This window comes from Sphingomonas sp. KC8 (genome assembly GCF_002151445.1).
Taxonomy (GTDB): Bacteria; Pseudomonadota; Alphaproteobacteria; order Sphingomonadales; family Sphingomonadaceae; genus Sphingomonas_E.
The window spans coordinates 1,218,551-1,242,540 of record NZ_CP016306.1 but is presented as its reverse complement, the minus strand read 5'-3'; the positions used below and the strand labels follow the sequence as shown (position 1 = coordinate 1,242,540).

At 64.4% G+C, this 23,990-nt stretch carries 14 protein-coding genes; 5 read left to right on the top strand and 9 right to left on the bottom strand.

Going from position 1 to position 23,990, the window contains the following annotated elements:
- Positions 1-49: 49 nt before the first annotated feature.
- Positions 50-12,679 (top strand): autotransporter-associated beta strand repeat-containing protein, encoded by a 12,630-nt coding sequence (locus KC8_RS19760; protein ID WP_157663901.1) that lies wholly within the window; start codon positions 50-52, stop codon positions 12,677-12,679.
- 509 nt (positions 12,680-13,188) lie between these two features.
- Here the strand turns inward: KC8_RS19760 and KC8_RS05735 are convergent.
- Positions 13,189-13,776: a hypothetical protein gene (locus KC8_RS05735; protein WP_010123212.1), complete on the bottom strand. Its 588-nt coding sequence runs from the start codon at positions 13,774-13,776 to the stop codon at positions 13,189-13,191.
- A gap of 82 nt (positions 13,777-13,858) precedes the next feature.
- Complete coding sequence (locus KC8_RS05730; protein ID WP_232455634.1) at positions 13,859-15,172, bottom strand: S8 family serine peptidase; 1,314 nt, start codon at positions 15,170-15,172, stop codon at positions 13,859-13,861.
- 82 nt (positions 15,173-15,254) lie between these two features.
- Between KC8_RS05730 and KC8_RS05725 the strand changes: the two genes are divergently transcribed.
- On the top strand, positions 15,255-15,743 hold the full coding sequence (locus KC8_RS05725; protein WP_010123210.1) for an RNA polymerase sigma factor: 489 nt from the start codon (positions 15,255-15,257) through the stop codon (positions 15,741-15,743).
- Between the two features lie 4 nt (positions 15,744-15,747).
- On the top strand, positions 15,748-16,491 hold the full coding sequence (locus KC8_RS05720) for a zf-HC2 domain-containing protein (RefSeq protein ID WP_010123209.1): 744 nt from the start codon (positions 15,748-15,750) through the stop codon (positions 16,489-16,491).
- A gap of 389 nt (positions 16,492-16,880) precedes the next feature.
- Here KC8_RS05720 and KC8_RS05715 read toward each other — a convergent pair whose 3' ends face one another.
- The 3 genes from KC8_RS05715 to KC8_RS05705 are packed head-to-tail and all read right to left on the bottom strand — an operon-like array spanning position 16,881 to position 18,505.
- Positions 16,881-17,660: a sulfite exporter TauE/SafE family protein gene (locus tag KC8_RS05715; RefSeq protein WP_010123208.1), complete on the bottom strand. Its 780-nt coding sequence runs from the start codon at positions 17,658-17,660 to the stop codon at positions 16,881-16,883.
- 7 nt (positions 17,661-17,667) lie between these two features.
- Positions 17,668-18,186, bottom strand: a complete 519-nt coding sequence (locus KC8_RS05710) for a rhodanese family protein (RefSeq protein WP_010123207.1) — start codon at positions 18,184-18,186, stop codon at positions 17,668-17,670.
- Between the two features lie 4 nt (positions 18,187-18,190).
- Entirely contained in the window at positions 18,191-18,505 is a 315-nt protein-coding gene (locus KC8_RS05705) for an ArsR/SmtB family transcription factor (RefSeq protein WP_029624224.1), read from the bottom strand.
- Between the two features lie 70 nt (positions 18,506-18,575).
- Between KC8_RS05705 and KC8_RS05700 the strand changes: the two genes are divergently transcribed.
- Together KC8_RS05700 and KC8_RS05690 are read left to right on the top strand one after the other, a co-directional pair.
- Positions 18,576-19,442: an MBL fold metallo-hydrolase gene (locus KC8_RS05700; protein ID WP_010123203.1), complete on the top strand. Its 867-nt coding sequence runs from the start codon at positions 18,576-18,578 to the stop codon at positions 19,440-19,442.
- A gap of 302 nt (positions 19,443-19,744) precedes the next feature.
- A protein-coding gene (locus KC8_RS05690; protein ID WP_138956601.1) for an IS3 family transposase occupies positions 19,745-21,108 on the top strand; the annotation gives its coding sequence in 2 pieces (ribosomal slippage) (positions 19,745-20,092 and positions 20,095-21,108; 1,362 coding nt in all).
- Positions 21,109-21,143: 35 nt separating this feature from the next.
- Here KC8_RS05690 and KC8_RS19750 read toward each other — a convergent pair.
- The 4 genes from KC8_RS19750 to KC8_RS05675 all read right to left on the bottom strand — a co-directional run bounded on the left by KC8_RS19750 (position 21,144) and on the right by KC8_RS05675 (position 23,949).
- Positions 21,144-21,377: a hypothetical protein gene (locus KC8_RS19750; RefSeq protein ID WP_157663900.1), complete on the bottom strand. Its 234-nt coding sequence runs from the start codon at positions 21,375-21,377 to the stop codon at positions 21,144-21,146.
- Positions 21,378-21,493: 116 nt separating this feature from the next.
- On the bottom strand, positions 21,494-22,195 hold the full coding sequence (locus KC8_RS05680; protein WP_232455633.1) for a hypothetical protein: 702 nt from the start codon (positions 22,193-22,195) through the stop codon (positions 21,494-21,496).
- A gap of 102 nt (positions 22,196-22,297) precedes the next feature.
- Positions 22,298-22,504: a hypothetical protein gene (locus KC8_RS20240; RefSeq protein WP_010128046.1), complete on the bottom strand. Its 207-nt coding sequence runs from the start codon at positions 22,502-22,504 to the stop codon at positions 22,298-22,300.
- 65 nt (positions 22,505-22,569) lie between these two features.
- The gene (locus tag KC8_RS05675) at positions 22,570-23,949 is read right to left on the bottom strand and encodes a DUF5677 domain-containing protein (protein ID WP_232455632.1); all 1,380 of its coding nucleotides are present in this window, start codon (positions 23,947-23,949) and stop codon (positions 22,570-22,572) included.
- Between the last annotated feature and the right edge of the window lie 41 nt (positions 23,950-23,990).

The following is a 23,990-nucleotide window of genomic DNA, read 5'->3' as shown; positions in this document are numbered from 1 at the left end:
CAGGGGGCTGTATGGACAAGTGTCGAGACTGTGATTGCGCGCGCATGGCGTGGCGATCCCTACCGCTCAGCAGCTTCGTCGCAACAAGCCTTCCTATCGGAAATTAGTCCCCGCCATTTGCCTGCCCGCATCGGGGCGGGATCCAGCGTGTCTGAAAGAGAGAAGTATGAACAACAACGTCGAGCGCATCGTACACAAGCGCCGCACGAACCCTTTGTCGCGGGGTTTGCTGTGCGGCGCTTCGGTTGCGGCTGTGCTCGCGTTGGGCGTCCCGTCGGCGGCATGGGCGGGTGACCGTCACTGGGATGCCAACGGCACGGGCGTGAGCAGTGGCGGGACGGGCACATGGAATCTGACCAATCTCAACTGGAGCCCCAACGGCGATGGCGTCAGCGGGCCGTATAACAACCCTTGGATCAACGCCGCGCTCGATAACGCGATTTTCGGGGGAACAGCCGGTACGGTCACGATCGCCGCACCCGTTACGGTCCATGATCTAACCTTCAACACCCATGGCTACATTCTCTCCGGCAGCACGCTGACGCTGGGCGGAGCCGCGCCGGTTATCGGCGGTGCTGGCAATGCCACGATCAACTCGATCATCGCGGGTTCGTCGGGCCTGACCAAGACGGGCGGCGGCGCGCTGGCGCTGAATGGCATCAACAGCTTCACGGGCGACATCAATCTCAATGCGGGCAGCCTCTACGCGGGCAGCGACGCTGCTCTGGGTGCTGCTGGCAACAATATCCTCACCGCAGCCGGCGCGACTGTCCGCCTGTCGATCGCAGGTGCTGCGACCGGCCGGACCGTCACGATCGGCAATGGCGGCAACCTGATCCTTGAGGGAACGGGATCGGGATCGGCGCGGATCACGGGCAACGGGTCAGTGCAGCTCGCCGCCAGCGGCATCACGATGAGCAACGACCTCAGCGATTATACCGGGCGTACCGTATTTCAGGCGTGTAACGGCACCTGTTCGACGCGCTTCACCTCGATCGGCAATCTTGGTCAGGCGAGCTCGCTTGGCGCACCGGTGACCGTCGCTGACGGTACGATCATCTTCAACCAGCAGAGCCAATACAGCGACAGCATCATCTACCTTGGCGACGGCGACAGCTCGAACCGCAACTGGGACATCAACGGCAACGGCGCGATCATCCGCAATCAGGGGACGGGCACGCTCGAGATCACCGGCGATGTCGACATTTCGGTCAATGGGTCTTTCAGTGCCGAAACCGCGGACTTCCGCCTGCTGGGCGTGCTGAGCGGCGGAGCGTTCGGCTTCAATGCTTCTGCGGGGCGCAATATCACCCTCGGCAATGCCAATGTCTTCACCGGGCAGGCGAATCTCGCGGGCGAAATCCGGATCGGAAAGCTTGCCGATATTGGCAGCGCGAGTTCGCTCGGCGCGGGCACGACGATCAACCTCGGCAACGGGGCGCTCAGCTATACCGGCACGGGCGACGCAAGTAATCGCGAATGGCTCGTCAACGGCGGTGCCAATGCGATCCGCAACGATGGCACCGGCGCACTAAACCTATCGGGCGCGCTCGCCTTCAATGCCAGCAATCCCAATCCCGATACGCTGACGCTCGGCGGCAGCTATGCGGGGACCAATATCTTCTCGGGTGCGCTGTCGGGCAACGGCAATATCGTTGCCGACAGCGCGGGAACGTGGGTCCTGGGCGGTACAAACAGCCAGCGCGGCACAATCACGGTTGCGAACGGCACGCTCCGCGCCGGAAGCGCCGGCGCATTCGGTGCGAAGACGGGCTTCATCGTCAACGGCGGTACGCTCGACCTTGGCGGTTTCGATCTTGTAGCGCCGTCGCTGACAGGCAGCGGCGGGACGGTCGCGCTCGGTGGTTCGACTCTCACCGTCGCCGCAACCACCGCGCAGAATTTCGCCGGCAGCATTGCCGGCAGCGGCGGACTGATCAAGGCCGGCGCCGGTACGCTGACGCTGACCGGAATGAACGGCTACACCGGGGCTACGACGGTCACCGGCGGCAAGCTCGCACTCGATTTCGCCGGTGCGGGTGGCCCGGCGGCGAACATCATCGCAGCGGGATCTCATCTGGTGCTGTCGGGTGGCGCGCTCGAAGTGCTGGGCGCCGCGGGCGAGGCGAACGGCCAGACGTTCAATGGCCTGACTGTCAGCGCGGGCAGCAATATGCTGCGGGCGGTCAACGGCGCGGGCGGCACGGTGAACCTAAACCTCGGTGCAATCAACCGCACCGGTGGGCTGGTCAATTTCGTGTTGCCGGGCGCGGGCACGATCACCACGAGCAATCTTGACGGCGTGCTCGGCGGCTGGGCGACGATCAACGGGTCGGATTATGCCAAGGTCGTCGGCGGCAACATCGTCGCGTTCGACGCGCTCGACTATACCGACAAGGATGATGCGGGCAGCTGGGCGAACGGCGAAATCATAAGCGATACCGCCGGTGCCGCCAACTCGCCCTTCTTCGGCACCGTTGGGGGTAACGTCAATCTGGCGGGGCTGCGCTATTCTGCGGCGGCAGGATCGACTATCATCGTCGGCGCGGGCAACACGCTGGGTGTCGACGGGACGATCATCGTCGCGCCGAGCGTTGGCACGGCGAATCAGACGATCACCGGCGGACAGTTCACCAGCGGCCCCGCAGGCGGCACGCTTGGCGTGCAGCACAATGGCGGCGGCATTTTCACCATCGAATCGGCGATCGTCGACGGCGGTGGCGTAACCGCCTTCGCGAAGGGCGGTGCGGGCCGGGTGGTGCTGTCGGGAGCGAACAGTTACAGCGGCGCGACGACGCTGACCGATGGCATCCTTCAGGTCTCGAGCATCGCGAACGGCGGTGTTGCTTCGGGCATCGGTGCTTCGTCGGCCGCTTCGTCCAATCTCGTCCTAGAGGGCGGGACGCTGCAATATACAGGCGGGACGACGGCCAGCGACCGCGGCTTCACATTGGTCAATGGCGGTCCGTCGCGGACGATCGACGTGACCGCGGCGGGGACCGATCTGGTCTTCTCGGGCGTGGTGACGAGCCCCGACGATGCGGGTTTTGCCAAGACCGGTGAGGGCACGCTGACGCTCGCCAATGCGGCGAACGATTATGTCGGCGTGACCACCGTCGCGCGCGGGACGCTCGCGGTGAACACGCTGACCAACGGCGGCTTCGCGAGCGGAATCGGCGCGGCCGACAATACCTCGGCAAACCTCGTCCTGACGACGGGCGGGCGGCTTCGTTATACCGGCGGCACTGTCGCGACCGACCGCGGCTTCACGCTGGCGAACGGGCTTGGCCGGATCGACGTCGAGCAGGCAGCGACGACGCTGACTATCAGCGGCGTCGCCACGGGCACAGGCACGTTCATCAAGGATGGCGCGGGTACGCTGATTCTCAGCGGCACCAACACCTATACTGGCGATACGACGGTAACCGCCGGCATCCTGCGCGCAGGGTCTGCGCGGGCGTTCGGGCCGGGCGGTCGCAACATGATCGTCAACGCCGGAGCGACGCTGGATCTTGGCGGTTTCGACATCGGCGTTGCGGTCGTTATCGGTGCCGGTCTGGTCGACCTCGGGGGACGCACGCTGACGACGGGCGGCGGCAGTGGCGTCTTCACGGGCCGTATTACGGGAACTGGTGGCTATACGCGGACCGGCGGTGCTACCCAGACGTTCATTGGCTGCAACAACGACTATACCGGCGTCACGACGATCAGCGGCGGGCTCGCGATCGACTGTATCGCCAATGGCGGGCAGGCAAGTTCCATCGGCGCCTCGTCGGCAGCTGCATCGAGCCTGGTCCTCGCGGGCGGTACGCTCGCTTATACCGGCGCCAGCGCTTCGACCGACCGCGGTTTCACGGTGGCGGGCAACAGCACGATCAACATCCTTGACGCCGGGGCGACACTCGAGTTTTCGGGAACCGTCGCGGGCGGCGCGGCGCTGAACAAGGATGGCGCGGGGACGCTGCTGCTGTCGGGTACGAATAATTCGACGGGCAATGTGCGCGTGCTCGACGGTACGTTACGCGCCGGATCGACTACGGCGCTTGGCAGCGGCTGGCTGTCGCTCGACAATACCGCCGGCGTGCTGTTCGACCTCGACGGATATAACAACAGTGTCGCTGCGCTCGCGGGCGGCGGCGCGCTGGGCGGCAATATCACGCTCGATGGCGCGACGCTCACGATCAATACGGGCGGCAGCCTCGTCGCCGCCAATTTCGGCGGCGTGATCAGCGGCAACGGCGGCCTGATCAAGAATGGCGGCAGCATCCAGCAACTGTCGGGCTGCGCCAACAGCTATGATGGCACTACCGTCATCAACGCGGGCACGCTCGCTGTGGCCTGCCTTGGCGATGGCGGCGCAAACAGTTCCATCGGCTCATCCTCCTCGGCGGCGGGCAATCTCGTCCTGAGCGGCGGCACGCTGCAATATGTCGGCGCAGGCGGAAGCACGAACCGGCAGTTCACGCTCGGCGCATCGGCGACGAGCAAGCTCGATGCATCGGGCACCGGCGCAATCGCCTTCACCCATGCCGGGCCGCTGACCTTCGCCAGCGCGAACACGGCGCAGACGCTGACGCTTGGCGGGACCAGCACAGCCAACAACATTTTCGCCGCGCAGATCACGAATAACGGCACTGGCCTTACCCGGCTGACCAAGAACGACGCGGGCACCTGGGTGCTGACCAACGCGGGCAGCACCTATACCGGCATAACGACGATCAATGGCGGCGTGCTCGCGGTCGACAAGCTGGCGAACGGGGGAATTGCGAGCAGCATCGGCGCCTCGTCTGCCGCCGCCGCGAACCTCGTGATCGGCAATGGTTCGACGCTGCGCTATACCGGCAGCGGCGATATGACGAACCGCCTGTTCACCCTTTCGGCGGGCGTGACCTTCATCGAATCCTCGGGCACGGGTGCGATCGTCTTCACCGACACAGGCCCGGTGACGCTGACGGGTAGCAATCAGGCGCGCACGATCGCGCTTGGCGGGACCAATAGCGGCAACAACACGCTCGCGGGCTCTATCGGCAACGCCGGAACCGGAGTCACGACGCTCGCCAAGAACGACAGCGGCACCTGGGTGCTGACGGGCAACCACAGCTATACCGGGTCGACCAACATCAACGGCGGGACGCTGTTCATCGGCAATGGCGCGACGACGGGTTCTGTCGCGAGCACGATCGTCAACAATTTCGGCACGCTTGGCTTCAACCGCAGCGATCTGCTTACCTATGGCGGGCAGATTGTCGGCACGGGTTCGCTAAGGCAGGCCGGAACGGGCACGACCGTCCTCACGGGCAACAGCAGCTACACCGGCGGCACGACGATCGACGCGGGCACGCTCCAGCTCGGCAACGGCGGCACGACGGGAAGCATCGTCGGCGACGTCGTCGACAATGGCGTGCTGGCGTTCAACCGCTCGGACCTCGTCAATTTTTCCGGGACGATCTCGGGCACCGGCGCGGTGCAGCAAATCGGCAGCGGCACCACGGTGCTGAGCGGCATCAACGGCTACGCAGGCGGCACGTCGATCCTTGGCGGCACATTGCAGGTTTCGGCCGACGCCAATCTCGGCGCGGCAACGGGCGGGCTCTCCTTCTCGGGCGGCACGCTGCGCACGACCGCATCTTTTGCCAGCGCCCGGAACAGCAGCCTCGCTGGCTCGGGCACGATCCTGACCGACCTCGGCACGACATTCGCGCTGGGCGGGGTGATGTCGGGGGCGGGCGGCCTCACCAAGTCGGGCGCGGGCATCCTGACGCTGAGCGGCAACAACAGCTATGCCGGTGCGACCAATGTGAACGCCGGTACGCTGAGGATCAATGGCGATCAGTCGGCAGCGACGGGCCTCGTCACCGTGGCTTCGGGCGCGACATTGGGCGGCAGCGGCACGATCGGCGGCAGCGTCAATGTGCTGAACGGGGGCATCCTTGCGCCGGGCAACAGCCCCGGCACGCTTAATATCAATGGCGGCCTGTCGCTCGCGAGCGGCTCGGTCCTGAACTTCGAATTCGGCGAGGCAGGGATCGTGGGCGGCGCGCTCAACGATCTCGTCAATGTCGGCGCTAACCTGACGCTCGATGGCACGATCAACGTCACCGGTTCGAGCGGCGGCTATTTCGGCGGCGGCATCTACCGCGTGTTCAACTACGGCGGCACGCTCATCGACAACGGCCTGACGCTGGGATCGATGCCGGCCGGGAGCAATGTCATCGTCCAGACCTCGGTCGCGGGTCAGGTCAATCTGGTCAATAGCGACGGCCTGGCACTGAGCTTCTGGGACGGCGGAATCGGGCCCAAATTCGACGATCTGGTCAACGGCGGCAACGGGAGCTGGCATCTCGGTGGCGCTGACAACAACTGGACGGGCGCGGACGGCGCCATCAACGCGGCTTATGCTGACAGCACCTATGCGATCTTCGCGGGCGCGCCCGGCACGGTCATGGTCGACAACAGCGGTGGCGCGGTCACCGCGACGGGAATGCAATTCGCGACGGACGGCTATCTGATCAACGGCGCACCGCTGACGCTGGTTGGTCCTGAGTCGATCATTCGCGTCGGCGACGGCACCGCCCCAGGCGCCGGCTATACCGCGAGGATCAGCGCGAACCTCACCGGCGCGACGCAACTGGTCAAGACCGACGGCGGCACGCTCATTCTGGCCGGCTTGAACGACTACACCGGCGGCACGCGGGTCGAAGGCGGAACGCTGCGCATTTCGGCCGACGGCAATCTGGGCGCGGTCGCAGGTGGGCTGAGCCTTAACGGCGGCACGCTCAACACGACGACGACCATGACCAGTGATCGGGCTGTCACGCTGACGGGGATTGGAACCCTGCAGACGGACGCCTTCACAACCCTGACGCTGTCCGGCGCCATTGCAGGCGGGGGGACCCTGGCCAAAAGTGGCGGCGGTACGTTGGTGCTCACCGGTGATGCGGTGCATAGCGGCGGCACGACCATCGCGGCCGGGGGCACGCTGCAGCTTGGCAATGGTGGCACGACCGGCAGCATTGTCGGCGATATCGTCAACGACGGTGTGCTGACGTTCAACCGCAGCGACAATTTCGGCTTTGCCGGCGCCATTTCGGGCGCAGGGACGCTGATCAAGCAAGCTGCGGGCGGCGTGACCCTGACGGGGAGCAGCAGCTATGCCGGCGCGACCTCGATACTTGGCGGGTCGCTGTTGATTCAGGCCGGTGGTCATATCAACGGCACGTCGGTCGTGACCGTCAATGGCGGCGGCGAGATGATTGTCGATGGCGTCGGATCGCGACTTGCCGCAGGCCCGGGCCAGTCCATCATCGGCCAGTCAGGAAGCAGTGGGGCAACTTTGATCGTCCGCGACGGCGGCGCGGCCTCATTCGGGCAGTTTGACGTCGCGAACGGCGTTAACACCACGGGCACCGTCACCGTCACGGGCGCGGGTTCGCAATTGTCGCACAGCGGGAGCTCATATCTGGGCCGGTTCGGCACCGCGACCTTGAATGTCACCGACGGCGGCCGGATGGAATCGAATGGCCCGATCGTCTTTGTCGGCGGACAGGCAACGATGAGCCAGGGTTTGGTCACCGTCACGGGGGCAGGGTCGAACTGGGCGGTCGCGGACCGGTTCGACGCCCGTCGCGGGACGATTACCGTCGCGGACGGCGGCGTCATCACGGCCGGATCGTCGGTCATCGGATTCAACAGCGGCGTCGGGATCAACAATCCATCCGCCGATCTGATCGTGACCGGCGCGGGATCGCGCTTTGAAACCATCGGCGGGCTCGCCATCACCAACAGCAGCACGAACGGCGACCGCGGGTCGATTACCATCGGCGACGGGGGCGTGGTGCGGGTCGGCAGCGGAACGCTTGCGATGGGCCCCGGCAACGCCACACTCTATATCGGCGACTTCCAATCGCTTCCGGTGGGCAAGCGTGCGGGTGTTTTGGACGCGGCGGAGCTCACCTTCGCGGCCGCCTCCAACGCGGTCAATTTCAATCACATCGACAGTGATTATGTCTTCGCGACGCGGATGTCGGGCGCCGGCGAGGTCTATTCCAGCCGAGGCACGACGATCCTGACGGCCGACAATGCCTATTCGGGCCAGACGCACATCAATGGCGGCATGATCATCTTCAACGGCGACCAGTCGGCGGCGACGGGCAGGGTCAACGTCATGGCGGGCGGCGCATTGGGCGGCCGCGGTGTGATCGGGGGCAGCGTGGACGGTTTCGGGCGGATCGCGCCCGGCGACCTCGGCGCGGCACCCGGAACGCTGACGATCAATGACGATCTGCTGACCAACTTCGTTACTAACCTCGATTATAATTTCGGGCAGGCCAATGTCGTCGGCGGCGCGTATAACGACCTGATCAATGTCGGTGGCAATCTGACGCTTGACGGCACGCTCAACGTGGCGGTGAGTCCGGGTGGCAGCTTCGATCCGGGAGTCTATCGCGTCATCAATTATGCGGGGACGCTGACCGACAACGGGCTGGCGGTCGACCCCCGCTATTTCGTGCAGACCTCCGTCGCGAACCAGGTCAATCTGGTCAACACGACCGGACTTACCATGCGATTCTGGGACGGCGCGGCCGGGGCCAAGAATGACGGAATGATTACGGGCGGCGATGGCCTGTGGCAGGCCAGCGGCGGCAACGACAATTGGACCGAGTATGACGGCTCCGCCAATGCACCCTTCACTGACGGGGCGTTCGCGGTTTTCTCCGGCCTTCCGGGCACCGTCACCGTGGATGGGTCTCTTGGCGTCGTCACGGCCGCGGGAATGCAGTTCGCGAGCGACGGCTTCGTCGTCGACGGCGATGCCATCGTCCTGTCCGGCGTGCAATCGGTGATCCGCGTCGGCGACGGCACCGCCGCCGGGGTGGGCTATACCTCGACGATCTACAGCGCGATCGCCGGCGCTTCGCAGCTGGTGAAGGCCGATCTCGGCACGTTGGTGCTGAGCGGCGTCAACAGCTATGCCGGTGGCACCGCGATCAACCGCGGCACGCTCCGAATCTCGGCGGATGCCAATCTGGGCGACGTGGCGGGCGGACTGAGCTTCGACGGCGGTACGCTCAACACGACCGCTGACATCGCGTCGAGTCGTGCTGTCAATCTCGTCGGAACGGGCGGGTTCCTCACCGACGCCGGCACGACGCTGACGATGAACGGTGCATTCTCGGGCGCCGGCAGCCTTGTAAAGACTGGCACGGGCGCGCTTGTCCTGCGCGGCAGCAGCGGTTTCGCCGGGGATGCCACAGTTGATGGCGGGCGGTTGTCGATCACCGATGGCGGCAGCGTTTCAAATTTCAGAGGCTACATCGGCAACGCGGCCGGCCAGACGGGCGAAGTTGTCGTCTCCGGACCGGGATCAAGCTGGACCAACGCCAACCATATCTATGTCGGCTACAGCGGCACCGGCCTCTTGACTATCGAGAACGGAGCCACGGTTTCGAACGCCAACGGGATCGTCGGGCTCAATGCGGGCAGCGCCGGGACCGTGACCGTTTCGGGAGCAGGCTCGACCTGGACGAGTTCCGACAATCTTCGGGTGGGTGTCGGCGGAGAGGGCACTCTGACTGTCGATGCGGGTGCCAAAGTGGTCAACTTGCTCGGCTCTTTCGGCATCGGGCAAGACGCCGGGTCCGATGGTTCCGTAATCGCCTCCGGGGCGGGGTCCACTATTACGGCGCGAGCAATGTTCGTCGGCAATTCGGGCGACGGACAGCTGACCATCGCGAATGGCGCGGAAGTATTGAGCGATATCTCCCGGATCGGGGCGGTTGCGGGTAGCCAGGCCGTCATCAATATCGGGGCGGCGGCCGGACAAGGCCCGACGGCGGCGGGTATCCTGAACACCCCCATGCTGACTTTCGGCGATGGCGACGGCGCACTGGTCTTCAACCACAGCGATACCGGTTATCTGTTCTCGGCAGGGCTCGACAGTCAGGGTGCGGGTACGCACACAATCCAGCATCTTGCCGGTACGACGCTGCTGAGCGGCGACGGCTCCGCTTTCGCCGGAACCACGACCGTTTCGGGCGGCACGCTGCTCGTAGGCGACCAGAGCGGCGCTGGCAGCCTCGGCGGCGCGGTCAACGTCGCGCTCGGCGGCACGCTTGGCGGGGCGGGCACGATCGGCGGCGATGTGACGATAGCGAACGGCGGCGCGTTGGCGGCCGGCGTGAACGGGGCGGGCACGTTGACGATCAACGGCGGCCTTTCACTCGCGGGCGGCGCGGCGCTCAATTTCGAGTTCGGCGCGGCCGATGTGGTGGGCGGCGCACTCAACGATCTCGTCAATGTCGGCGGCGATCTGGTGCTGGATGGTATGCTCAATGTAGCGGTGCCGACGGGCGGCAGCTTCGATGTCGGCGTCTATCGCCTCATCAACTATGGTGGCAGCCTCACCGATAATGGCCTGGGCCTTGGTGCCATGCCGGCAGGGGCCCAGGTGTTCGTTCAGACCGCGGTCTCGGGGCAGGTCAATCTCGTCAACCAGTCCGGCCTGACGCTCAACTATTGGGATGGTGCGGGCGGACCACAGTTCGATGGCGTCATCAATGGCGGCAATGGCGTCTGGCAAAGCCGCAGCGGCAACCACAACTGGACTGGTGCCGATGGCGCTATCAATGCGGCCTTTACTGACGATGCCTTTGCCATCTTCGCAGGAAGCGCGGGCACGGTAGTGGTCGATGACGGCCAGGGTGCGGTAGGCGCGTCGGGCATGCAGTTCGCGACCAACGGATATCGCGTCGAGGGTGACGCCATCGTCCTTGCGGGCCAGCAGGCGGTGATCCGCGTCGGCGACGGAACGGCTGCAGGCAGCGGCATAACCGCGACGATCGCATCCGAACTGACCGGTGCTGCGGAACTGGTTAAGACCGATGCGGGAACCCTCGTGCTCACAGCGGACAACAGTCATGCGGGCGGCACGGCGATCAACGGGGGCACGCTCCAGATCGCGAGGGATGCAAACCTTGGCGCCGCGGCCGGGGCTGTCGCCTTCGATGGCGGCACGTTGCGGACGACGGCTGACATGGCCAGCGATCGCGCCGTCCGCTTCACCGGCACGGGCAATCTGCTGGTCGATGGCGATACGACGTTCCAGCTGAACGGCGCGTTGTCGGGCGCGGGGACGTTCACGAAATCGGGCGCGGGGATCCTGGAACTGGCCGGCAACAACGCGGCCTATGTCGGCGCCGCACGCATCGAGAACGGGCGCCTGCGCGTGAATGGCGTGCTGGGCGGTACGCTGGAAGTGCTGAACGGCGCGGCGCTTGAAGGTGTCGGCACGATCGGCACAACAACGCATCGCGCTGGCGGCATCATCGCGCCCGGCGGCAGCGCCATTGGGACGCTTACCATCAACGGTGACTATGTCGGCGATGGCGGGAGACTGGAGATCGATGCGGCGCTGGGCGGCGATGGCTCGTCGGCGGATCGGCTGGTGGTGACCGGCGCGACGTCGGGCAGCACCATGGTCACGGTTGCGAACCGGGGCGGTGCGGGCGCGCAGACCGTCAACGGTATCAAGATCGTCGATGTTCTGGGGGCGTCCAACGGCCGCTTCCACCTTCAGGGCGACTATTTGTTCGAGGGCGACCAGGCGGTCGTCATCGGGGCTTATGGCTATCGCCTCTACAAGAATGGCATCACCGATCCCGCCGACGGTGACTGGTACCTCCGTTCGGCACTGCTGGATGCGGGGCCGGGCGAACCTGAGCCGCCGCTCTACCAGCCCGGCGTGCCCGTCTATGAGGGCTATACCCAGACTTTGCAGGCGCTCAACGAACTGCCCACGCTCCAGCAGCGTGTCGGCAATCGCAGCTGGGCCGATGCGACCATCGCGGGACAGGGGGTCTGGGGCCGGATCGACAGCGCGCGTCACCGGCCCGAAGCCGCGTTTTCGACCACTGCGACCGATCTCGATATCAATAGCTGGAAGATGCAGATGGGCGTTGATACGGCGCTCATCGAACGCCGCGATGGAGCGACCCTCGTTGCCGGTCTGACCGCGCATTATGGTGAGGCCAAGGGGCATGCCTCCTCGTTCTTCGGCAGCGGAACGATTGACACGACCGGTTATGGCCTGGGCGCGACGCTCACTTGGTATGGGCCGAGGGGCTTTTACATTGATGGTCAGGCGCAGCTGAGTTGGTTCGACAGCGATCTGAAATCGGGGGTGCTCGGTCGGCTCGCCGACAGCAATGATGGGAAGGGGCAGGCATTCGGCCTGGAGTTAGGCAAGCGTTCGACGGTCGGCGTCGGGCTGATGCTTACTCCCCAAATCCAGGTGCGCTATGCCCATGTCGGTTTCGATCCTTTCGTCGATCCGGTTCAGGCGGACATCGCAAGCGAGAAGGGCGCCAGCCTTGCCACGCGCTGGGGTCTTTCGATCGATCATCAGGCGAGCTGGGATAAGAGTGCAGGCCAGCGGCGCAGCCATATTTATGGCGTCGTCAACCTCGCCTATGAGTGGCTGGATCGAACGCAAACTCGTGTGTCTGCAACGCCGATCGCGCATCGCGACGACAGGCTGGCGGTCGAACTCGGACTGGGCGGTAGCTATAGCTGGAATGACCGCATCACGCTCTATGGTGAGGTTTCGGGAAACACGTCAGTCGCCGATTTCGGGGCCGGCTACACGCTCAAAGCCAATGCCGGGGTGCGTATGCGGTTCTGAATGGGCTCCGATGCATGCGACAGCTGAGTTGACATGATTCCAACAAAGTGTCCGCCTCCTCTGACCAAGCAGTCACTCAAACCTCGATGAATGGATGGCTGCTTACATGTGGCGGAACATGCGCGTTAAACGGCCGACATGTCGGCGGGTGCTGACGGCTTCATGGAAGAGCCACTATCGCGATCACTGTCCAGGAAGCAGCCATTCGCGCCGGAACGCTTCAATCTTTAAAAAAACTTACAAGACGATGTCGATTACCGAAAACCCCGTCCGTCGTATCTATGCCAAGCCGCTGGGGCCGGCCAAGCAAGGACGCCGGGCAATGCGCAAATTCATCGATTCCGCCCACAGCGCGCGAGTACACCCCGTCGGCTGGAACTCCGATCGTTCAAGGCGGCGACGCATGCCACTGGGCCGTTGTCGGAAAACCCCACGCCGGACAGGAAAAACCCCGCCGCCCGATCGGACGGCGGGGCGTTCAATGGTAGCGAGCGACTACCAGCGAAACCTCAGTTGTGCGGCGCGTCGCCAGCCATATTTTTCTGGGCCAAAATTGATCCGGTGCCCGAACCTGACCCGTTGCCGCTGGCCGCGATATTAGCTGTGCGGGCACCGTTGGCGGCGCCTTGTGCGGTTGTCGTCGCAGCGGCAGTCGCCTGACCGGCGAGGCTGCTTGCTGCATCGGTTCCGGCCCCCTGTACTGCGACACCGGCGCTGCGGTCGATCGACTGGCTCGTGCCGATCGCGCCGTTACCGTTGACGAGCGATCCCGCCGGCCCGCCGGCCGATGTCGCGCTGCTCACCGTACCGGCCAGCGTGCCGGCCAATCCTGCATTGGCGCCGGCGGAACCGGAGCGGGTATCGATCGACTTGCTGGCATTGGCGGTGCCCGTTCCGGCAACCGAGCCGGTTACACTTTGCGTGACGGAGCCGACCGAGCCCAGCGATCCGCCGAGCGAACCAGCACCGCCGAGTGCGCCGCTGACGCTGCCGCCGACATTGCCGACCAATCCAGCGCCCCCGCCGAGCAACTGTGCGTGGGCCGGAAGGGCGGTGAGGGCAATGGCGATGCCTGCGGCAAAACTGATGCGCTTCATGATCATTCTCCTGCGTGGCCGGGCATGCACATGCCCGTCGAAAGGAGAACGACGGCGGACATGTGGTTCATCCCAGGCCCGATCATTTTTTTGCACCGACCGTAGCCGGCGCGATGCGGCAGGGTTTGCAGACAATGCCACGACCAATGTTGCCGCGGCCGGGCTGCGCCTCGCTTGTTACGGTGGCGAGGCGGGCGGCGGAATCGCCGCTGGCGACGGCAAAGCGGGCGGCAACGAGCGGGGAGGCAAAGGACGTGCCGCGCACCACCGCATAGCCCATGCCTGGAAGGGCGGCCGCCATATCAGCGCCGGGCGCTGCAAGGTCGAGATGCGCGGCCCGTCCAGCCTCAAGCAAGGCGCGATCGCGCGCATCAACCCCGGTCACCGCAATCACACCATGGTAGGATGCGGGATATTGCGGAGGGGCGGCTGGGCCATCGTTGCCGACTGCGGCTACGATCGTCATTCCGCGTGACTGCGCCACCTGCACTGCGCGCTCGATCAGGCGGTTCGGCGGACCGACCAGGCTGATGTTGGCGACGCGCACGCCATTTGTCGCAAGCCAGCCGATGGCGCGTGCAATGGCCTCGGCCGAGCCTGAAGCCGGCTCGCCGCCATAAACGTCGGCGGCGAGCAGTGCATGGTCACGCGCCGCACCCTGGAATCGGCCGTCATTGCCGACGAGCAAGGAGGCGATCGCGGTGCCGTGGCCACTTGCGCGCGGTGCGCCGGGCACAAAGCCGCGCTGCTCAATCCGCGCGGCTGCTAGCGACGGATGTGCGGCAACCCCACCGTCGATCATGCCGATCGCATGTCCTTTGCCGCTGCTACCTGCCGCAAGCGCGGCCGTCGTCGCCATCAACGCGCTGCCGGCCGGTTCGAAGATGTGGTTGAGTTCGAACTGACCCGCCGGATCGAGCTTGCGCAACCGCACGAGCGCTTCGCGTCCGTTGTCGCCTTTGGGCGCGCGAAGGATAACGACGGCGATATCCAGCCCGACGATGCGATCCTGTCGCAGCACGGTGAAGCCGACGGTCTGTACTTTCGTCAGAAGTGCGGGCGACGGATCGAGCACGATCACCTCGCCACGGCGGACGGGGCTACCGTTCTCGTCCGCCTCAAGTGTGGCTCGGTTTGCGCCGATCAGGGCATGCAACCGCGCACGCCGAAGATCGCGCAAGCTTGCCCGATCGAGCCCTTCGCCCACCCGATCAAGCCCCAGCGTATCAACCATGCTACCGACAGTGGCAGGGCCGCCTTGAGCCAGCGATGGCAGCAGTGCGCCCGTCACCTGGCCGGGCAACGCCCCGATCGGACCGGGCAGCAGCTGCGCCTGCACGGATCCGCCCAGCAACGCTGTCAGCGCGATCATCGATCCCATCATGTGCTGTCGCATCGTCGGTCCTTTTATTTCATTCGCTCGCTGGATTAAACGATGGTCGACGATCGTTTCATCCACATGGACGAAAGGAATTGCCTTGGAGGGGTTCGAGGACGGGCTAATCGCGCTGCTGCCGCGCCTGCGCCGTTTCGCGCATGGCCTGTCGGGGAATGCTGCGGACGCCGACGACCTCGCCCAGATCGCGGTCGAGCGGGCGTTGCGGGCGCGCAGCCAGTGGCAGCCAGGGGCGCGGCTCGATTCCTGGCTTTACCGCATCACGCGCAACGTGTGGATCGATACGGCGCGTGCGCGTGGACGACAGGCGAAAGTGATGCTGCCGGCCGAAGCGGGCGAACAGGTGGGCGAGGATCCGCGTCCCGGCCTCGAAGCGAAGCTCGATCTTGCCGCGATCATGCGGGCGATGACCCGATTGCCCGACGAACAGCGCGAGGTGATCGCACTCGTGCTGATCGAAGGGCTTGGCTATCGCGAGGCAGCTGCGGTGCTGGATATTCCAGTGGGAACATTGTCGAGCCGGCTGGTGCGCGGGCGCAACGCATTGCTGGCACTGATCGGCGAAGGATAAGGCGATGATCAACGACGAAACTCTGTTTGCCTATCTCGATGGCGAATTGCCGGCGGCCGAGGCTGCGCGGGTAGAAGAAGCGCTCGCCATTGATCCGGCGCTTAGAGAAAAGCTGTCGGCGCAACGTGCACTGCGCGAGCGGCTGCAACGGGCGTTCGACCCGATCACCTCCGAAGAGCTTCCCGCGGCACTTGCTCACGCTACCGCCCCGCGCGGCGCGACGGTAATTGACATGGCCGCCGCCCGCACGGCCAAGGCGCAACGCGTGCCGAAAGAGTTGGGCGGGTGGGCTGCCATCGCGGCCGCACTCGTCGCCGGGCTCGTCGGGGGCTATCTGATGAACGCGCAGCCCAACGGACCGGCAATCGAACGCGATGGACGAATGATCGCTGCGGCGCCGATCGCCAGTGCGCTTGACCGCCAACTCGCCAGCGCCGGAAAACCCCAGGGACCGGTGCAGGTGCACCTCACGTTTCGGGACGCCAGCGGCGCCATTTGTCGTAGCTTCGCTGCTCCCGCGGCTTCGGGCGTCGCCTGTCACGAGCAGGATCGCTGGATCGTGCGTGCGTTGTTCGCGCCAGACAAGCAACAGGACGGTCCGTACCGCACTGCGGCTTCCGGCAGTGCCGCCTTGCTGGCTTATATCGACGGCGTCATCGCGGGCGAACCGTTCGATGCCGCTGCCGAAGACGCGGCCCGGGCAACGGGGTGGCGTCTGCCCGTGCGGATGCTCGCTCCCGTCCCGTAGCCGGCGATTGCAGACCCAGGCTAAGGCGGGAACGGACGGTCCGCTTTCAGAATACCAATTTCGAGCCCTCTGTGTCTGAAATGTCGGCGGCTGCCGCCTCGATGCCGTATTCGATCGAGGACGGCAGCTCCCGACCAGGTATTGCCGTTCACATGTGTTGGCCCGCATGTCCGGTTTTGACATAAACCGCCGGCCGGGCGCCACTAAACCTGCGGACAATGACCTCCGCAGACATTGCCGTTCAATCGATCAACCCCGCTCCTGAGACCGCCCGCATGGAGCATGCGCGGTCGTCTCGTTTCTCCATATCAGATCGCCATTTCACCGCGGTGCCTGCGCATGCAGTCACCAGCTGCCCCGCATCACGTTCGATTGTGGGAAGGGAGAGCTTAGATCGTCGACGCAATGATGTAAGCACCAATCGCGATCACCACCGCGGCAAATCCGCGTTCGAGAAGCCCCTTCCGGGTGCCAAGAACCTTGCCCAGCGCGATGCCACCGATCGTCCCGACGATGCCGCCCATGACCAGCAGCGCGGTCAATCGCCAATCAACCAGCCCCGATACGGCATAGGAGGTGGCAGTGGTCAGCCCGAGCACACTGACGACGACCAACGACGTCCCGATAGCGAAGGGCAGCGGCATGGCGGTTGCAAGGATCAGCCCCGGCACAATCAGGAACCCGCCCCCGATCCCAAAGAAGCCGGCAGCAAGTCCGACGCCCAGTCCGATGGGCACCAGACGCGGCAGCAGCGTCGTCGCGCTTTCGCGGGTCAGCCGCACGTCCGGCACTTCCGCCGTGTGACGCTTGCGCAACATCGACAGACCGACACCGATCATCAGCAGCCCGAACAGGACTAGCAGCCGCTTGGCGTCGAACGCCTTACCCAGCTCCGCCCCCAGCGCCGCACCGATCATGCCTGACAACGCGAAAACGCTGGCACACCGCCACTTCACGCGGCCCGCACGTGCATGGCCGATCAGGCTGCCGAGCGCGTTGACCGTGACGGCGACAGCGGCCGTCCCGATCGCGGCGTGCGGCGATCCAACCCCGACAACATAGATCAGGAGCGGCAGGGCGAGGATCGACCCACCCCCGCCGACAAGGCCCAGGATCAAGCCGATGACGCCGCCCGATACAAGGGTGGCAAGGATGGTAGCGGCGTCCATGATTGCCTCAGGCCGCCGCGCGTCGGTTCCAGGGCATGACACGCAGCAGATTGGCCATACCGCACCACCCCGTCACGCCGGCGAACATCAGCCCCGCCCCCACGAACGCCGACAGCCCGAAGAAACCGGGGGCAACGAACATGCCGAGCAGCACGCCGGTCAGCACCAGCGCCCCGGCTGTAATCTGCACCTGCCGCATGATTTCAAGCGGTTGAGATCGATCGGCGACGACCGGCTGTCCGACCTGCCGCCACGCCTCAATGCCGCCTTCAAGGATATAGGCGGGCACGCCACCCGCTGCTGCGCCAAGCTGCGCCACATTGGCAGCGGTGCGCATCCCCGATTTGCAGTGGAAGATGATTGGGTGGCCGTCACACGGCAGATCGCCGATCCGGTCGAGCGGCACGTTCACCGCTCCGGGGATGCGCTCACGCGCATGTTCATCGGCCCCGCGAATGTCGATCAGGCGAGCACCGGCATCGATCGCGGCGCGAGTGTCGGCGGGGGAAAGGGGCGCAAGCGTCATCGCATCAATCCTTGCAGTAGAGCTGGTAGAGGGTGGCGAGCAGCGTTTCGACATGCGCATCAGCAATGGCGTACCAGAGCGTCTGGCTCTCCCGCCGGTAGGTGACGAGACCTTCGTCGCGCATCTTCGCGAGGTGCTGTGAGCAGGCCGACTGCGACAGCCCCACATCGCGGGCCAGATCGCCGACCGTCACCTCGCCATGTTCGACCAGCTTGCACAGTAGCATCAGCCGGCGGGCATTGCCGATCGCCTTAAGCGTGTCGGCAACCTGTCCGGCCTTCGCCTCGAATGTCGCCAGGTCCATCGGCATTTTAAGCATCGTCCCACTCCATTAGGTATTGCTTATGTAGCATTCTCTAATATATTAGCAAGAGCTAACGGAGGAAATTATGACCCAGCCCTTCATCGAGGCATTCTTCGACGAGCCGACGAACACGATCAGCTATCTCGTCGGCGATCCCGCGACGCGGACAGCGGCGGTGATCGACCCGGTGCTCGACTTCGACATGGCAAGCGGTGTCGCTGATACGCGCTCGGCCGAGCGCATCGTCGCCTTCGCCCTCGAGCAGGACTGGCGGATCGCGATGGTGCTGGAAACGCACGCCCATGCCGATCACCTTTCGGCCGCCCCCTTCATCAAGGCGCATACCGGCGCTTGGATCGGAATAGGCGCGCATATCCGCGACGTGCAGAAGATCTTCCGCCCCGTGTTCGCGATGGACGACCTCAAGACGGACGGATCGGATTTCGACCGCCTGTTTGATGATGGGGATCGATTTGCGATCGGCGAGCTGGAAGTCGAGGTGCTACATGTCCCCGGCCACACGCCGGCCGATGTCGCCTATCTGATGGGCGACGCTGTGTTCGTCGGAGACACGCTATTCATGCCCGACTATGGCACTGCCCGCGCTGACTTCCCCGGTGGTGACGCGCGCACGCTGTATCGCTCGATCCACCGCCTGCTGGCGTTACCGGACGGGACTCGGCTGTTCTTGTGCCACGACTACAAGGCACCGGGCCGCGTCGATTATCGCTGGGAGACGACGGTGGGCGAGCAGCGACGGTCGAGCGTCCACGTCCATGATGGCGTGAGCGAGGATGATTTCGTTGCCATGCGCGAGCAGCGTGACGCCAGGCTATCCGTGCCCAAGCTCCTGCTGCCTTCGATCCAGGTCAACATTCGCGCGGGTCATTTTGGTGAGGCCGAAGCGAACGGCGTCACCTACCTTCGTATCCCAGTAAAGTGGAGGGCGTAGCATGCTTTGTCCCGTTTGAGCATGCTTTCAGGGACATTCGCGAATGGCAGCTCTCGGCTGAACCCGCCGTTCGGCGAGGCCGCTGCGGATGGCAGATTTGTCCCAAGCGCCCGTGTCGGGCTCTTCACCGGAAACGGGCGCCATCGGGTTCAGATCTCCGTATTCTCGGCGAGGGCAAGAGCGTCCTCCACGTCGATTCCAAGATAGCGGACCGTATTGTCCGGCGTCAGCACCCATGGCACAGATTAGGGGTTGAGATTTAAGGAGGGTTTGGGCTTCGTCGTAGTGACGAAGGAACGCAGATGAAGCCCAAACCCTCCTTGCGAAAATCGCCGACGAAGGCCTCTGCCGAAGCCGTGGTGAAAGACATTCGCCGACAGACGCGGCGGCATTTCTCAGCCGAAGACAAGATCCGCATCGTGCTTGACGGACTGCGCGGCGAGGACAGCATCGCCGAGCTGTGCCGGCTCGAAGGCATTGCCCAGAGCCTCTACTACACCTGGTCGAAGGAGTTCATGGAAGCCGGCAAGCGCCGTCTTGCCGGTGACACCGCCCGCAGTGCAACGACGGGCGAGGTTCAGGACCTGCGCCGCGAAGCCCGTGCCCTGAAGGAATGCGTGGCCGACCTGACGCTCGAGAACCGTCTTCTGAAAAAAAGCATGATTGCGGATGGGGGCGACGACGAATGAGCTATCCCGCATCCGAGAAGCTGGAGATCATCCGGATCGTCGAGCAGTCGCACCTGCCGGCCAAGCGCACGCTGGACAAACTCGGCATTCCCCGCCGGACGTTCTACCGCTGGTACGACCGCTATCTCGAGGGCGGGCCGGAGGCGCTGGAGGATCGCCCCTCGGCGCCGAGCCGGGTGTGGAACCGCATCACCGAGGATATCCGCGCGCAGATCGTCGAGATGGCGCTTGATGCAACCGAGCTTTCCCCTCGCGAACTGGCGGTGCGCTTCACCGACGAGAAGCGTTACTTTGTGTCGGAAGCCACGGTTTACCGCCTCTTGAAAGCGCACGACCTGATCACCAGTCCGGCCTACACCGTGATCAAGGCCGCCGACCAGTTCCACACGAAGACCACCCGGCCAAACGAGATGTGGCAGACAGACTTCACCTACTTCAAGATCATCGGGTGGGGCTGGATGTACCTCTCGACCGTGCTCGACGACTTCTCGCGCTACATCATTGCCTGGAAGCTGTGCACCAACATGCGCGCCGAGGACGTCATCGACACGCTCGACCTCGCCCTAGCGGCTTCCGGCTGCGATCATGCCACGGTGCTGCACAAGCCGCGGCTGCTCAGCGACAACGGCCCCAGCTATATCGCCGGTGAACTGGCCGAGTACATCCAGGCCAACAAGATGAGCCATGTGCGTGGTGCCCCATGCCATCCGCAGACCCAGGGCAAGATCGAGCGCTGGCACCAGACCTTGAAGAACCGCATCCTGCTGGAAAACTACTTCCTGCCCGGCGACCTCGAGGCCCAGATCGAGGCCTTCGTCGAACACTACAACCACCGACGTTACCATGAGAGCCTGGCCAACGTGACACCCGTCGACGCCTACTTCGGCAGGGCTGCGGCCATCCTCAAACAACGCGAAAGGATCAAGCGACAGACGATCGAATATCGACGCTTGCAGCACCGCAAGCTCGCCGCCTAACATCAAACCCCAGACGAGGCCCGCACTCCGCTATTTTACGCCGCGATCTGTGCCAAATGTTTCGACGACGGACAGAGGAGATAATGCCGGAGCAGGCTCGTCCAAAGGATGGCATCGCCATGCCACAGCACATCGGCGTAGCCCTCGAGCGGATCATTGAGCTCGTCAGGCGACGCAAAATAAATCTCGCGTCTCGCGAGTTCGTCATACTTGCCAAGCAACGCCTCGGTGGAACGAAATCGGTAAAAGATCGTGGAGGACTCGGACATCGTCGGTTCGCTGCGTAGGGAAACGATCTTCTTGCACGCGGCGATGACAAATGGCGAGCGGACACGGCGCCAGCCTCGATGTTTTTCCGGCGAAACGCGCGGCCTGGCCGGTCATTTCATGTTTGTGGCGCCGCGAGCGCGCGCTTGCGAATGACTACGGACATTCGCCCCTGACCTGTCTGCGGATGAACGCCCGTGACGATCGCCTCGATCACGGGCGGCTCCAGTTCCGCACTGCCCCAGTCCAGATGGACGGGATCGTCATAGGCCAGCGCAAACGGCTCCTCGCCCAGCGGTGCCAGCATGTTCGTCCAGCGGATGTTGGGGCGGGTGCGAAGGCGTGACGGCCAGTCGCCATCGAGCGTGTCGGCCTTGAGCACGATCTGAAGGCAAACCGAGCCCATGGTGGTGACGAACAACATATAGGGCGTGTCGCGGTTCTCTGACGTCCGCCGCCGCAGCGCGGCCGCAAGCAGGGGCGGCGAGTTGCCGATGATCGCAAAGGAAATGCCGACGATCATGTGCGGCAGCAGAGCGTCGTCGGCGGACCCGAGCCAGCCAATGATCCTCGTGACGTTCAGCAACGCGTCTTCTGGAAGCAGCGCCGCCGCCATCTTGACCAACGCCTTATAGGCCTTGGACGGAATGAAGCGCTCGGTTCCGCCGGGGATGCGAAAGACCAGCTCGCCGGTCGTCAGGTTCATCGCCACATGATCGGAAAACGGTGTTCCGTTCGCGCGCATTGAAATCGATCGCTGGCCGTCGACGATCCGGTGGCGGATCGATGCCGGGCCGTCGGTGCGGCCGGTCTGGCGCACCTTGTTCCCCTCGCCCTGCGTGCCGCCAACCGTCAGGATCGCACCCATGCTCTTGACCAGCGCGTCGTCGAACGCCCCGAAGCGCGCGTTGCAGGCGTCACATTAGTCGAACGAGGTCAACCATTTGTTGCCGAACGCCTCGGACAGCGTATGCGCGACGTTGCGAAACCCGCGGGGATCGGCCTCGCCACAAAAGCGGCAGCGCCCCTTCGTGCCGAGCGTTACGCCCGGCTCCCCCCGGGTGCCCTGAACCATGGCGACCATCGCATAGTCCGGGCAATCCAGCGTGGCTTCCTGCGGCGTGGGCACGAAAATCCTCCCTCTTCATCTGCTCCGAAGCGCGAGCGAGCCGTTCCCCGCTGCCGAAGTGCCGATCAGCTTCTGGCGCGTGCGCGCTTTACGCGGCGGACAACCGCTGCTGCCCGGATCCGTTTCTCGTCACGCGCGATCGCGCGCTCCGATTGCGCGAGCGCACGCGGAATACGATCATGGAGTTTGTTGAGCGCCATCAACTGCGCGATCTTGTCGAGTGTCCATGAGGTTGGCATCAACACCATGGTGATATGCATTAGGCTTAAGGCAAGATTCTGGCTAGGCTCGACAAACCCGACATTGCTGGCCCCCGCAATGACGGCATAGTGGCGGTCGAGCGAACCGAGCCGATAGGCGATACCCTTGGTGCTCGCATGCACATTGTGGCTCGCCATCTTATAGTGCGAGCGCATCATCGCCCGCCCGGCGGCATCCTCGATATTGCTGAAATTGGGCCTGGGATTCCCCAGATGCGCGGCAACCCAGCCATAGTCGCCGCCAAAGTCCTTGCCGTAGCGGCTGATCGCGTCGGCATAGTCCTGCTCGATCCGTGCCGCCGAACGCTTCGAGAATGGGGCATAGCCCAGCTTGAGATGGCACTGCTGATATTGACCGAGCCCCTTTTTCGCTTCGACGATCTCATGCGTGAGATAGCGCTCAGCAAGGGCTTCGCCGCCATCGCCCAGCACCATCGCCACGCAGGCGACCTCGTGCAGCGTGCGCCACCGCGCCATGGCGCCGTCGGCATAGCCATTTTCCATCAGAACCATGATCTCGGACGCGATCTGGATCGCGCGGACATGCAGATGCGACAACGCCTTGTTGAGATGGGCACGACGGCGCGATCGGGAGCGGCTGGCGCGACGGTGAAAGTCCGTGCCGATGTCGCGCGACAGCTCGATAAGCATCCGAAGGGAATCGAAGCCCTTTCCCCATCGCGCCTGCAGGTTGAAACGGAACTGATCCATCTGGATGTCCGCAGCGTCGCGCCAAGCTGCCCAGTCGCGTTCGTATCGACGCAGCATCTTGACCGCCGCCGTCTCGGCGACGGTGTGGATCAAATCCGGTATCGTCTCGCTGATCTTGTCGACATAGTCCTGCGCGCGGGCCGTGTCGGCGTCGGTAAATTCGAGCACGATCTCCTCGTCGGACTCGAATTCGAGAACATCCCCGTCGTTGCCATCATCGTCGTCAGAGCCGGCGCCAAGCAGCTGGTCGACGATCTGGTCGACCAGTTTCTCATTCTCGGCATGCCCGGCCGCCTTGAGCTTGTCGCGCACCAGCTCGGTCGCGATGATCCGCGGCATGCTCGCCAACTGCTCTTCAAGCACGGATTGCAACGAGCCCATCGGCCGATTCCCAGGATTATGACAAAGGTGCAATGGTAACGGAACAAAAAGGAAACAACAACGGACCGGTGAGGCCATCCCAATGTCGATCACTGCCCGATGAAGCGGCTCGACATTGTCCTGTTCGCCACCTG